The following is a 13,465-nucleotide window of genomic DNA, read 5'->3' as shown; positions in this document are numbered from 1 at the left end:
GCGACAGAAGCCGCTGCCGGGCCGAACGCTCCAGGACAGGGCAATGAGAATCAAATCCGCAAGACCATCCGAAAACCTGCTCGAGGAATTGCAGTCTGCCCTCTCGCACGGCACCGTTGCGCGTCGGGTCGAGACGCTGCGCCGCGTCACCGATCTCTTCGTGGGCAACGCAGTGGACTATTCCGACGACCACATCCGCGTGTTCGACGACGTGTTCCAATGCCTGGTCGAGCAGATCGAGACGTCGGCCAAGGCGCTGCTCGCCGATCGCCTCGCACCGATCGCGGCTGCGCCGCCGAAAATCATCCGTACACTCGCGCTCGATGAGGTCATCGAGGTCTCCGGCCCGGTGCTGTCAAAATCGGAACGGTTGGACGAGGCGACCCTGATCGAAATCGCGCGCACCAGAGGTCAGGCGCATCTCAAGGCGATCTCGCTGCGGCGGATCCTGTCGGAAGCGCTGACCGACGTGCTGGTGGCGCGAGGCAACGAGGACGTGGTGCAGTCGACCGTCAGCAATCCGGGCGCGCGGCTCTCCGAGGAAAGTCTCACCGATCTCGTCATCCGCGCCGAACGCGACGACGACCTCGCCGGCTGCATCGGCATGCGGCCCGACCTGCCGCGCCATCACTATTTGAAACTGGTCGCCAAGGCGTCCTTGAGCGTGCGCAGGAAGCTTGCGGCCACGCATCCTGAGCTTGCGGAGGAAGTGTCGAGCGTGGTCCAGCAAGCGGCCCAACGGGTTCGCGCTGCAGCCATGACGAAACAGACCGAGATGGCCCGCGCGCTGGTGAAATCGCTGCACGACGACGGTCGCCTGAACGAGGTCCAGGTCACCGCCTTCGCCGAGCAGGGCAAGTTCGACGAGACCAATGCGGGGCTCGCAGCACTCGCGGGCGTCACGGTCGAGACCGCCGAGACCATGATGATCGAGAGCCGCACCGAAGGCGTGCTGATCCTCGCCAAGGTCGCGGGCATGCAATGGCCGACCGTGCGCGCGATCATCACCATGCGCGAGAAGCTCTCCGGCGGGCCGCAGACCGACATGCTGACGCTGCGCGATGCCTACGAGGCGCTACGCTCATCGACAGCGCAGCAGGTGCTGCGCTTCCACCGCATGCAGCTGGGCACGACGGCGCCGGCGTGAAGCCGGCGCGCTAAAGCGCGATGCGATTAGGATGAATCGTCATCGCGCGTTAGGTTGTTGTTTAAGCATGATCTCCGCGCAAACGCGCGTTCCGCGTTTGTCGCGAGGGAAAACCGCCGCGCACTTTTCCGGATCATGCTTTAGTAGCGCAGAACTCTGGATCCCACCAGCGCCCCTATCGCGGTCACCACCGCGGTCGCGAGCGTGTACCAGGTCGCGACGAACAGGGGCGAGTCGTCGGTGCAGTGCGAGGCGTAGAGGGTCGCAGCCAGGCCGGCCGACACCAGGCCGGCGAGCGCTCCGGCGAGCGCGGGACGCGACGGCGCGCCGTGGCGCAGGCCGAACAGCGCACCCGCAAGCAGCGGCAGTGACATCGCAGGGATCGCGACCAGGCACACCCTGGAGTTCCTGCCCATCAAGCGCATCGTCATCGGCATGGCCGGGGCCATCATCGCCTCGCTGCCAATCGCCACCGCCAGCAGCCCGACGGGCAGCAGCAGCAGCCAGCCCCAGCCGCGCAGCAGGGCTTCGGGACGCGACAAATGCAGGCTGACGATGATCGCGGGGATTGCGAGCGACAGCGTCACCGCGAACTTCATGTCGAAGAACGGGTTGTGCATGGCGCTCATCACGTCGGCGCGCACGCCGAGGAATGTCGCAAAAATCAGGATCGACAAGGGCGCAGCCACCAGCAGCGCCATGGTCAGCACCGCGCCGACACGTGGAGCGCGGTGCGCGTTGTCGGCTGCGAGCGAGCGAATGAGTTGATCGGTGTCCATGACTAATGGTCCCGCAGTTTGGCCGTCAGCGCGGCAAGTCCGCGATGCAGCGCGACCCGCACCGCACCCTCGCTCATCGAAAACTTTGCGGCCGTATCCTTGATCGAGGCGGCTTCGACCGCGATCGATTGCAGCACGTCACGCTGACGCTGCGGCAGGGTGCCCAGTTGGGCGGCGACCTCGCCGGCTGACGCGGTCTCCTGCGGCGCCTCGCCCGGCAGCGTCTCGGCGAAATCGTCGATGTTGACGAACACGCGCCTGCCGCGCCGGCGGAGCGTGTCGATCAGCTTGTTGCGGCCGATCGCAAACAGCCAGGGCGCGAAGGGGGCTTCGCTGTCCCAGGTGTGCCGCTTCAGATGCACTGCCAATAAAATCTCCTGCACGATGTCCTCAGCCTGGTCGGGAGGCTGACCTGCCCGCGCCAAGCCGCGTCTCGCCGCAGCGCGCAGCACCGGCGTGACTGCCTTCAACAAGCGATGATAGGCCGCGTCATCGCCAGCCATGGCCGACCGCATCAGGCCGGTCCATTCGTCCTCACGTCCGCGCACGCGCGCCCCTCACCATGCAATTCGGCCGCTCTTTCAATTTGTTACGCGGACGCCGGATATATCACAAATTCGTGATCAGAACCCGGGCCTCGCGACCGATGCAGCCGCAAACATCTGCGACGGCTCATAACACCGATCGGCGCGTCCCGCATCGGGCGGCCAGCCGCGAGGGGCGGTTTGCCCCGTTTTTGCCGGGTGAAACCCGAAGATTCCCATTTTCTGCCCCGCTGTCGTCACGCCCCAGGGTCTCTCTTCATCGCCGGGACAGGCGGAATTGGGGAGATCGTCAACATGATGAAAGCCAGCGCGCGCGCGGCCCTGACTGTCTTGGCCGGGCTTTTCTTGCTGTTCGGGGGCGTTGCACAGGCGGCGCCGGCTTCGGCCGCAAGCAACAAATCGGACAGCGCGGAGAAGCAGGCGGACACGGCCAAGCACCGGCGCCATGACTCGCGCCGCACCAGCAGCAGCAAGACGGCTCAGAAATCCGCCGACAAGCAGGACGCTGCGGCACGGGCCGACGGGGCCAAAAACGACAACAAGGTCGACAGCGGGATGCCGGCATCGAGCCAGATGCCGCCGGGGGTCGCCAATGCCAACGCGCAGCTCGCCGCCGATACGCCGACTGCGGCCGCCGCCTCGGCCATGACGAACCGCGCCAACGACAATGTTCAGGCCGCAGCAGATAATACCAGCGCCGCGTCCCCCGAAAGCCAGGTCGTCGCGCCCGATCAGCTCAACGACATCGATCGCGCCCTGCAACAGGAAAACCCGCCGGCGCAGAAGGCGGTGATTGCCGCAACCGAGGCGCAGCCACGGCCGGCGCCGGTGATGGCGAGCAGCCAGCAGAGCTCGGCCTGGGACCAGAGCTCCCTGATCGGCAAGATCTTCATCGGTGTCGGAACGCTGCTGACACTGGCGTCCGCCGCACGGATGTTCATGGCGTGATTGCCGGCCGAATACTGGCCCGAGGGACCTCGTCCGGAACGCCGTTATCGCCGCGTTCCGGCGGCCCCTAACCCCTTGAAGCCCACCGCGCCAGCGGGCACATTGCCCGCCCAATCAAAAGCGTGGGTGGAGCATGAGCACGTTCGAACACATCATCGTCGAAGGCAAAGGCGCGGTCGGCATCGTCAAGCTGAACCGGCCGAAGATGCTCAACGCGCTCTCCTTCGGCGTCTTCCGCGAGATCGCCGCGGCGGTCGACGATCTCGAGGCCGATGACGCCATCGGCTGCATCGTCGTGACCGGCAACGAGAAGGCCTTCGCCGCCGGCGCCGACATCAAGGAGATGCAGCCCAAGGGCTTCATCGACATGTTCTCCGAGGATTTCGCCGCGATCGGCGGCGACCGCCTCGCGCGTTGCCGCAAGCCGACGATCGCGGCGGTTGCCGGCTATGCGCTGGGCGGCGGCTGCGAGCTCGCCATGATGTGCGACATCATCATCGCCGCCGACACCGCCAAGTTCGGCCAGCCCGAGATCACGCTCGGCACCATCCCCGGCATCGGCGGTACCCAGCGCCTGACGCGCGCGATTGGCAAGTCCAAGGCAATGGACCTCTGCCTCACCGGCCGGATGATGGATGCGGCGGAAGCCGAGCGCTCAGGACTCGTCAGCCGCATCGTACCCGCCGACAAGCTGATGGACGAAGTGATGGCGGCAGCCGAGAAGATCGCCGCGATGTCGCGCCCTGCAGCCGCGATGGCCAAGGAAGCGGTGAACCGCGCCTTCGAGACCACGCTCGCCGAGGGCATGAGCGTCGAGCGCAACCTGTTCCACTCGACCTTCGCGCTCGAGGACCGCTCCGAGGGAATGGCGGCGTTCATCGAGAAGCGCAAGCCGGTGAACAAGAACCGGTAAGGCGCAAACAGGTCAGGCTGCTGTAAGGCTCTGCCGTGTTCCCGCAGAACGCTGTGACGGAGCTGCAACAAGCACGGATTTCATGGGGGTTTTCCCCGCGGCAGTTTGCCTGCGGGACCTCGGCTGGTTAAACAGCTAAGACGACCGCCGTTGGCGGGGGCGGGCAGCCGGGAATTCGCGGGAACATATGACTGGGCGTATCGCCAGAGCTGGTCGCGGGGTGACGCGGCACCGATCGGGCGTGGGTCCCGCGTTTGCGACATGGGCCACGCTGGCGCTCTCCTGCGCCCTGCCCTCCGCCGCCTGGGCCGAAGCCCTGCCGGAGGCTCTGGCGAAGGCCTATCAGACCAATCCGCAGCTCAACGCCGAGCGCGCGCGCCAGCGCGCGACCGACGAGAACGTGCCGCAGGCCCTCGCGGGCTACCGGCCGCAGATCGTGGCGAGCCTGAGTGCAGGCCTGCAATCGGTGCGCAATCTGTTGCCCGACAACACCATCCAGACCGCCAATCTGAAACCCTGGATCATCGGCGTCACCGTGACGCAGACCCTGTTCAACGGTTTCCGCACCGCCAACAGCGTGCGGGCCGCCGAACTCCAGGTGCAGTCGGGCCGCGAGGCGCTGCGCAATGTCGGCCAGGGCGTCCTGCTCGACGCGGTGACCGCCTACACCAACGTGCTCGCCAACCAGTCGCTGGTGGAGGCACAGCGCTCCAACGTCGCCTTCCTGCGCGAAACACTCTCCGTCACCCAGCGCCGCCTCAACGCCGGCGATGTCACGCCGACCGATACCGCGCAGGCCGAAGCCCGCCTCAACCGCGGCCTTGCCGATCTCAACGCGGCCGAGGTCGCGCTCGCCGTCAGCCAGGCGACCTATGCGCAAGTGATCGGCAATTCACCGTCGCAGCTTCGGCCCGCCGAGGTCGTCGACCGTTATCTGCCGAAGAGCCGCGAAGACGCCATGACGATGGCGATCCGCCAGCATCCGGCAGTAATGGCCGCAAGCTTCGACGTCGACGTTGCCTCCACCAACATCCGCATCGCCGAAGGCACGCTGCTGCCCAGCGCCAGCATCCAGGGCAGCGCAAGCAAGAGCCGCAACAACGACCCGACGCTGGGCACCTTCGCCGAAGACCAGGCTTCGATCGTGGCCAACGTCACCGCACCGATCTATGACGGCGGCCAGGCCGCGGCGCAGACCCGGCAGGCGAAGGAGATCACGGCGCAGAGCCGGCTCGTGCTCGACCAGGTGCGCAATCAGGCGCGCACGGCGGCAGTGAGCGCCTGGGTTGCCAATGAAGGCGCCAAGGTCACGGTCTCGGCCTCGGAGTCCGAGGTGAAGGCCGCGACCGTCGCGCTGCAGGGCGTGCAGCGCGAGGCCGCCGGCGGACAGCGCACGACGGTGGACGTCTTGAACTCGCAAGCCGATTTGATCCAGGCCAAGGCCCGCCTGATCGGCGCGCTGCGCGACCGCGTGATCGCCTCCTACACGCTGCTCAGCGCCATCGGCCATCTCGACGTCAAGACCTTGAGCCTGAACACGCCGGACTACCTGCCCGAGGTGCACTACCACCAGGTCCGCGACGCCTGGCACGGCCTGCGCACGCCATCGGGGCAGTAGCAGCCGACGCACAGCGTCTCCAGCGCTCCACCCGCTCGCCGTTTTGACGGTGCCCGGTCGGACGCGTTGACGACTCACGTCCGCTTGCGGACCTTGTTGGGCAGCTATGCAGCCGAGCGCAGCAGCTGACCCGGCTGATCTGATACTGTCCCGACAGCATTTCCAAAGGACAAGACAGGGAGAGAAGGCATGCGCAGCCGACGCAGCGTCCTGCTCGCCTCCCTTGCCGCCGGAGCAGCCATGACCAGCAAAGCCCATGCCCGCGCAGCGCAGCCCGCAACGCCGATCAATTTCGACGTACCGGCAGGTGCCTGCGACTGTCACACCCACATCCATGGCGATGTCGAAGACTTTCCGTTCTTCGCAGGGCGCGTCTATACGCCGGGACCGGCAAGTCCGGAAGAAATGGCAGCGCTGCACGAGGCGCTGCACATCGAGCGCGTGGTGATCGTCACGCCGAGCATCTACGGCACCGACAATTCCTCGAGCCTGTTTGGCATGAAGGCCCGCGGCGCGACGGCGCGCGGGGTAGCCGTGATCGACGACAAGACCAGCGAGGCCCAACTCGATGCAATGCATGCGGACGGCTTTCGCGGCATTCGCATCAATCTTGCGACCGACGGCGTCAACAATCCCGATGTCGGCCGCGCCCGCTTTACCGCCGCCGTCGAGCGCATGACGGCGCGCGGCTGGCACGTGCAACTCTACACCACGCTGGCGATGATCTCGGCCATCAAGGATCTCGTGCTGGCCTCACCGGTGCCCGCCGTGTTCGATCATTTCGGTGGGCTCGAGGCCGGTCTCGGACTCGAGCAGCCCGGGTTTTCCGACCTCGTCGCGCTGGTCAAGTCAGGCAAGGCCTATGTGAAGATCTCCGGCGCCTATCGCTCGTCGGATCTCGCGCCCGACTATCAGGACATGGTGCCCTATGCGCGCGCGCTGATCGCCGCAAACCCCGATCGTATCGCCTGGGGTACCGACTGGCCGCACCCGGATTCGGCGCAAGTCGCAGGCCGCAAGGCCACCGATCTCGCACCGTTTCACCAGATCGACGATGGCCGGCTGCTCAACCAGCTTCCGATGTGGGCGCCGGAGGCCACCGTGCGTAAGAAGATCCTGGTCGACAATCCAGCGCGGCTCTACGGGTTCTGACGGTCAGCGCGCGCGGCGGGAGAAGAAGGAGATCAGGACCGGCAAGGTCACGAGGATCACGACCGGCGCCAGCATCATGCCGGTGACGACGACGACCGCGAGCGGCTTCTGCACCTGCGAGCCGATGCCTTCCGACAGCGCCGCCGGCAAGAGGCCGACGCCGGCGACGACGCAGGTCATCAGCACGGGCCGGAGCTGCAACTCGCCGGTGCGCACCACCGCGCTCATGCGGTCCATGCCTTCTTCGATGAGCTGGTTGAACTGCGACAGGATGATGATGCCGTCCATCACGGCGATGCCGAACAGCGCGATGAAGCCGATCGCCGCAGAGACGCTGAATGCCGTGCCTGATATCAACAGGCCGAGCACGCCACCGAAGATCGCCATCGGGATCACGCTCATCGCGAGCAGCGTGTCGGTCATCGAGCCGAAATTGAACCAGAGCAGCACGCCGATCAGCGCCAGCGAGATCGGCACCACGATCGACAGCCGCCGGATCGCGTCCTGGAGATTGCCGAACTCGCCGACCCATTCCATGTGCGAGCCGGGCGGCAGCTGCACCTGCTCGGCGATCTTGTCCTGAGCCTCGCGGATGGCGCTGCCGAGATCGCGCTCGCGCACCGAGAACTTGATCGGCAGATAGCGCTCCTGCTGCTCGCGATAGATGTAGGCCGCGCCGGAGACGAGGCTGATGGTGGCAACCTCGCTCAGGGGAATCTGCGTGACGGTGCCGTTCGGCCCGGGCGCGCCGATCCGCAAATTCTGGATTGCCTCGGCACTCCGGCGGTATTCCGGCGCGAGACGCACGATGATCGGGAAGTGGCGGTCGCTTCCGGGCTCGTAGAGGTCGCCGGCGGTGTCGCCGCCGATTGCGACCTTGATGGTGGCATTGATGTCGCCCGGCGCAAGGCCGTAGCGCGCGGCCTTGGCGCGGTCGATGTCGATCTGAACGGTCGGCTGCCCGAGCGAGGTGAACACCGCAAGGTCGGTGACGCCCTGTACGGTGGCCAGCACCGATTTGATCTTGTTGGCGGTGTCGGTCAGGGCCTGAAGGTCGCTCCCGAACAGCTTGATCGAGTTCTCGCCCTTCACCCCGGAGACGGCTTCGGAGACGTTGTCCTGGAGATATTGCGAGAAGTTGAACTCGACGCCGGGAAAGCGGTCGTCGAGCTGCTTGAGCAGTTCCGCGGTGAGCTCTTCCTTGTCGCGAGTGCCGGGCCACTGACTCACGGGCTTGAGCGGCGCGAAGAATTCCGCGTTGAAGAAACCGGCGGCGTCGGTGCCGTCGTCGGGACGGCCGTGCTGCGACACGACGGATTCGACCTCGGGCCGGGCGCGGATCACCTTGCGCATCTCGTTGACGTAGCTGTTGCCTTCCTGAAGCGAGATGGTCGGCGGCAGCGTGGCGCGGATCCAGAGATTGCCCTCCTCCAGCTTCGGCAGGAATTCGAGGCCGAGCAGACGGCCGAGCGCAACCGTCATCAGCACGAGGCCGACCGCGCCGCCGAGCACGATGTTGCGATTGGCGACCGCCCATTGCAGCAGCGGCGAGTACAACCGGTGCAGGATCAGCATCACCTTCGTCTCGGTTTCCTCGACATGCGCGGGCAGGATGATCGCGGACAGTGCGGGCGTGACGGTGAACGTCGCAAGGAGCCCACCGGCGAGCGCATAGGCATAGGTGCGGGCCATCGGCCCGAAGATGTTGCCCTCGACCCCGGACAGCGTGAACAGCGGCAGGAAGGCCGCGATGATGATCGCCGCGGCGAAGAAGATCGAACGCGAGACGTCGGCGGCCGCGCTGAGGATAGCGTGGCTCTTCATGCCGAACAGCGTCTCGTTGGACATATGCTCGGCTTCCGACATCGGCGTCGTCTGCGTCAGGCGGCGGAAGATCGCCTCCACCATGATGACGGTGGCATCGACGATCAGGCCGAAATCGATCGCGCCGACCGACAGCAGGTTCGCCGATTCCCCGCGCAGCACCAGGATGATGACGGCGAAGAACAGCGCGAACGGAATGGTGGCGCCGACGATCAGCGCGCTGCGCAGATCGCCGAGGAAGATCCACTGCAGCAGCACGATCAGCAATATGCCGATCACCATGTTGTGCAGCACGGTGTGGGTGGTGAGCTCGATCAGGTCGCCGCGGTCGTAGATGCGCTCGATGCGCACGCCGGGCGGCAGGATGCTGGAATTGTTGATGGCTTGAACGAGCTGGTGGACGCGCTTGATGGTCGGCGAGCTCTGCTCGCCGCGCCGCATCAGGACGATGCCCTGCACGATGTCGTCGGCCTCGTCGAGCCCGGCAATGCCGAGGCGCGGCTTCTGGCCGACGGTGACGGTCGCGACATCCTTGACCAGCACCGGATTGCCGCCCGTCTGCGCCACCATGGTGTTGGCGAGATCGTCGATCGACCGGATCAGGCCGACGCCGCGCACGACGGCCGACTGCTGGCCAATATTGACGGTGTTGCCGCCGACATTGACGTTGGAGTTGCCGACCGCCTGGAGCAATTGCGGCAGCGTCAGACCGTTGGCGACGAGCTTGCTGAAGTCGACCTGGATCTCATAGGTCTTGCTCTTGCCACCCCACCCGGTGACGTCGATGACCCCCGGCACCGCGCGGAAGCGGCGCTGGAGAATCCAGTCCTGAATGGTCTTGAGGTCGAGCACGCTGTAGTTCGGCGGGCCGACCAGACGGTAGCGGAAGATCTCGCCGATCGGGCTGAGCGGCGAGATCTGCGGCTGCACGTTGCCCGGCAGCGGCGCGAGTTGCGCCAGGCGGTTCAGCACCTGCTGCAACGCCTCGTCATAGGTGTAGGCGAAGGAGAACTGAATTTTGACGTCGGACAGACCGTAGAGCGAGATGGTGCGGATGGTCGTGATGTTCTTCAGGCCCGCGACCTGGGTCTCGATCGGGATCGTGATGTAGCGCTCGATCTCCTCCGCCGACAATCCCGGGCTCTGCGTCACGATGTCGACCATTGGCGGGGTCGGATCGGGATAGGCCTCGATGTTGAGCTGGTTGAACGCGATCAGGCCGCCGATCAGCACGGCGGCGAACATGCCGACCATCAGGAACCGCCGGTTGACGGCAAGGGCAACGAGACGATCCATTCAGGTCTTCAATTTCTTGGGGTCGTCGATCAGCTGCCGGACGCCGCGCGGTCGATGAACAGGCTGCCTTTGGTGACGATCTGCTCGCCGGGTTTCAGATTGCTGGTGACCTCGACGAGGTTGCCGTTGATGAGGCCGATCTTGATCTGGCGCAGCTCGACCGACTTGTCGTCGCGCGCGACCCAGATGCGGACCTTGTCGGCTTCGTAGATCAAGGCCTGTTTCGGCACGGCCGGCGCGGCGCGGTCGCCGGCCGAATAGATCGTGACATTGGCGAACATTTCCGGCTTGAGCAGGCCGTCCTTGTTGTCGATAGTGGCGCGGACCAGCAGACGGCGGGTGTTGGGGTCGATCGCGGCGGCGACGTAGTTGATCCTTGCGGTCAGCGGACGGCCCGGCAGCGCCATCACGTTGACGGTGATGTCCTGCCCGATGCACACCGCGGCCGCGTCGCTCTCGCGCACGAAGGCGGTAAGCCAGACGGTGGAGAGATCGCCGATCACGAAGACCGGATCGCTGGCACCGGAATTGACGTATTGGCCGGGGCCGATCTTGCGCTGCACGACCGTGCCCGCGATCGGCGAATAGATCGTGATCTCCGGATTGATCGCGCCTCTGTCCTGGAACGCCTTGATGGTCTCGTCGGTGAAGCCGAGGATCCGCAGCTTGTTGCGTGCGGCTTCCAGCGCAGTCCCCGAGGAGCGCATGTCGTTCCGCGCCTGGACCTGGGTCGCTTCCGCCTGCTGATAGTCCTTCAGCGGAATGGCATGGCCCTCGTAGAGGTCCTTGGCGCGCTTGAACTGAATGTCGGAGAGCTCGAGCGCCGACTTCGCCTTGTTCTGCGAGGTCATCGCCGCGATGAAATCGTTCTGGGCCTGCACCGTGTCGGCGGCCTCGATCGTGAACAGCGGTTGACCCTGCCTCAGCGTCTCACCCGGCTTGGCCAGCAGCTTGGTGACGCGGCCGGCATAGGGCGAGAACACCGGCGTCGAACGATCCTCGTCGACGGCGACCTTGCCTTCGGTGACGTATTCGGCGCGGAAGGCCCTGGCCTTGACCGGCTCGATCGTCAGCGTCGCCCATTCGGACGGCGTCGGCGCGAAGTTCTGCGCATTCCTGCGCGACTGGCTGGAGATCTCGGAGTGCTTCTTTTCCTTGGCCCCCAGAGCGCGGAAGCCGTAGGCACCGGCGCCCGCAAGAGCGAGTAAAACTACGGATGTGACCACCCGCTGTTTTGTAAGCACCTGCGATCGCTTGGTCTTTTCAAGTACCATGGGGCCCGGTCGTGTCTGCGACGATCTCGGCAAATGATCGCCTCATCGGTCGCGCTAATAGTGCCGAATTGGGATTTCAAACAACCTAAAAAACGCCGGGCCCCTTGCGGTTTGCGTTAAAATTTTGCGACGTGTCAGCTTCATGTCAGCTTCGCGCAGGCCATTCTGCGGGATGAGTGCCGAGTGGCATCGCGGGACGGCTCCATTGTGCCGGCGTCTTCGACAGCACTGCCGAATGACGCACCGCCTTCAACCTGCCGAAGCCAGATGGCATGTCTTCGATGAACGCAGCATGTACGGCCTCGCCCGTAAGATCCGGGGTGTGCAGCCCGCGGTCGAGCCGGCCGAGGCTCCACAACCAGCGTCCGGTCTGCGCCAGCGACACGCGCACGTGCCAGCTGCCGCCTTCGCGGGCCTGGCGTGCCCGGGCCATCATCGCGCCGAACGCCATCAGATAGCCGGTGGCGTGGTCGAGTATTTGCGCAGGCAATTCCTTCGGACCATCGATGCCGGCGGCCTGGCCCTCGGCATGGTTGAAGCCGGTCGTGGTCTGCACCAGCGAGTCGAAGCCGCGCCGCTCGGCCCAGGGGCCGATGTGGCCATAGGCCGACAACGTGACATAGACGATGCCGGGATTGATGTGCGCTGCGTCCTCCGGCGCGAAGCCGAGGGCAGCAAGCGCACGCGGGCGATAGCCTTGCGAGAAGATGTCGGCGTCCTCCAGCAGTTCGCGCAATTGCGCCCTGCCCATCTCGCTCTTCAGTTCGATGAAAGTCGTGAGCTTGCCGCGGCCGGTGTCGATGGTGAGCCAGGGAATGGCTGGCAGCTCCGGCCCCGACACCAGCAGCACGTCGGCGCCGTGCGCGGCGAGCGTACGCCCGGCGACGGGACCCGCGATGACGCGGGAGAGGTCGAGCACGCGAAGGCCCGAGAGCGGACGATCGCCGTTTGACGATCCTTGCGGCCATGGCTTTGGCGGAGCCTCGCCGATCTTTTCGATCGAGATCAGCGGCAGTTCGGCGAGCGCGCGCGCCTGTGGCCGCGCCGACCATTCGTCGTAGCTCCGCATCAACGCAACGACGCCGCCTGCAGCATAGGCCGCGGTTTCAAAATCCTCGCCCGTCCATTGCATCAGCGCCGCCTGCACCTCCTCGCGCTCAGGCTCGCAAGCCAGCACCTTGCAGACGGCATCGCGATGATGCCGGAAATTGGTGTGGCAGCGGACGAAGCGGCCATCGCCGGTTCTGTAGACGCCGGCAATGGCGTCCCACGCCGGAGGCGGCGGCTTGTCGTCGAGACGCAGATAGCGCTCCGAGCGGCATTCGGCGGCGGCGTGGCACATGTCCACCGAAACGTCCTGCGCCTCGCCGCTGCGCAGCCGCCAGATCTCGGCCGCGGCGAGGCCTGCGGCGGCGATCGTGGTTTGCCCGGCGACAGCGACACGAAACGAGGACGGAAGCTGCGGCTCCTCGCCGGTCAGCCGCACGCGTTCGAGCGCGGCCGGATCGCCGCCGGCGGAGGTCCAGATACCCTTGAGAATGTCGGCGGAGCTTTGCATGACCGCTTCTCTCCCGTTGAAGTTGAGCATGATCTTTCGGAAAACCGCTGCACACTTTTCCGGGTCATGCTGTATTTTTACGACCATCCATCAGCACATAAGGGAATGCAATGGCCGCCATCGATCCCCTCATCGCAGGTGCCGTATTCATCGCGACGGCGGCCACCGACGCCGTCTATGTCATGTTCACCTCGGCCGTGATCGCGCGCAAGCGCATTCCGGCGGCGAACTGGAGCGCGGTCTGGTACCTGCTCTCCTCCTACGCCGTGATCAGCTACACCGAAAACGCCTTCTATGTCGCCTTCGCCGCGATCGGCTCCTGGGTCGGCGCCTACGCGTCGCTGACCTTCCTGCACCGCCCGCCCGGCGGCGGCTCGCCGGTGGGCGCGGCACCGGAGTGAGCGGCCCCGT

11 protein-coding genes are annotated in these 13,465 nt (G+C 65.7%); 6 read left to right on the top strand and 5 right to left on the bottom strand.

Annotated elements, in window-relative coordinates; all coding sequences use genetic code 11:
- The first annotated feature begins 43 nt into the window (after nt 1–43).
- Entirely contained in the window at nt 44–1,147 is a 1,104-nt protein-coding gene (locus XH87_RS31005; protein WP_271590163.1) for a DUF2336 domain-containing protein, read from the top strand.
- Between the two features lie 140 nt (nt 1,148–1,287).
- Here the strand turns inward: XH87_RS31005 and XH87_RS31000 are convergent, their stop codons facing one another.
- Nucleotides 1,288–1,926 (bottom strand): NrsF family protein, encoded by a 639-nt coding sequence (locus XH87_RS31000; protein WP_035709467.1) that lies wholly within the window; start codon nt 1,924–1,926, stop codon nt 1,288–1,290.
- 2 nt (nt 1,927–1,928) lie between these two features.
- Complete coding sequence (locus XH87_RS30995) at nt 1,929–2,474, bottom strand: sigma-70 family RNA polymerase sigma factor (RefSeq protein WP_158667953.1); 546 nt, start codon at nt 2,472–2,474, stop codon at nt 1,929–1,931.
- 291 nt (nt 2,475–2,765) lie between these two features.
- On the opposite strand from XH87_RS30995, the gene XH87_RS30990 reads away from it, so the two are divergent.
- The 4 genes from XH87_RS30990 (at nt 2,766) to XH87_RS30975 (ending at nt 7,102) form a co-directional block, all read left to right on the top strand.
- Nucleotides 2,766–3,419, top strand: a complete 654-nt coding sequence (locus XH87_RS30990) for a hypothetical protein (RefSeq protein WP_271590162.1) — start codon at nt 2,766–2,768, stop codon at nt 3,417–3,419.
- Between the two features lie 133 nt (nt 3,420–3,552).
- Nucleotides 3,553–4,332 (top strand): enoyl-CoA hydratase, encoded by a 780-nt coding sequence (locus tag XH87_RS30985; protein WP_271590161.1) that lies wholly within the window; start codon nt 3,553–3,555, stop codon nt 4,330–4,332.
- Between the two features lie 187 nt (nt 4,333–4,519).
- Nucleotides 4,520–5,950 carry a TolC family outer membrane protein gene (locus XH87_RS30980; protein WP_271590160.1) on the top strand — a complete coding sequence of 477 codons (1,431 nt, stop codon included), beginning with the start codon at nt 4,520–4,522 and terminating at the stop codon, nt 5,948–5,950.
- Between the two features lie 189 nt (nt 5,951–6,139).
- Nucleotides 6,140–7,102: an amidohydrolase family protein gene (locus tag XH87_RS30975; protein ID WP_271590159.1), complete on the top strand. Its 963-nt coding sequence runs from the start codon at nt 6,140–6,142 to the stop codon at nt 7,100–7,102.
- Nucleotides 7,103–7,105: 3 nt separating this feature from the next.
- Here XH87_RS30975 and XH87_RS30970 read toward each other — a convergent pair whose 3' ends face one another.
- The 3 genes from XH87_RS30970 to XH87_RS30960 form a co-directional block, all read right to left on the bottom strand.
- The gene (locus tag XH87_RS30970; protein WP_271590158.1) at nt 7,106–10,222 is read right to left on the bottom strand and encodes an efflux RND transporter permease subunit; all 3,117 of its coding nucleotides are present in this window, start codon (nt 10,220–10,222) and stop codon (nt 7,106–7,108) included.
- A gap of 29 nt (nt 10,223–10,251) precedes the next feature.
- Nucleotides 10,252–11,496, bottom strand: coding sequence for an efflux RND transporter periplasmic adaptor subunit (locus XH87_RS30965; protein ID WP_271590157.1), 1,245 nt, complete (start codon nt 11,494–11,496; stop codon nt 10,252–10,254).
- A 145-nt stretch (nt 11,497–11,641) separates the two neighbouring features.
- Nucleotides 11,642–13,054: a CoA transferase gene (locus XH87_RS30960; RefSeq protein ID WP_271590156.1), complete on the bottom strand. Its 1,413-nt coding sequence runs from the start codon at nt 13,052–13,054 to the stop codon at nt 11,642–11,644.
- A 110-nt stretch (nt 13,055–13,164) separates the two neighbouring features.
- On the opposite strand from XH87_RS30960, the gene XH87_RS30955 reads away from it, so the two are divergent.
- A complete protein-coding gene (locus XH87_RS30955) occupies nt 13,165–13,455 on the top strand; it encodes a hypothetical protein (RefSeq protein ID WP_035709445.1) in 291 nt (96 codons plus the stop codon).
- Nucleotides 13,456–13,465: the final 10 nt, after the last annotated feature.

The sequence above is a fragment of the Bradyrhizobium sp. CCBAU 53415 genome, assembly GCF_028128735.1.
Classification (GTDB): Bacteria; Pseudomonadota; Alphaproteobacteria; order Rhizobiales; family Xanthobacteraceae; genus Bradyrhizobium.
The sequence above is the reverse complement of the archived record's forward strand: the minus strand, read 5'-3'. Positions and strand labels throughout refer to the sequence as shown.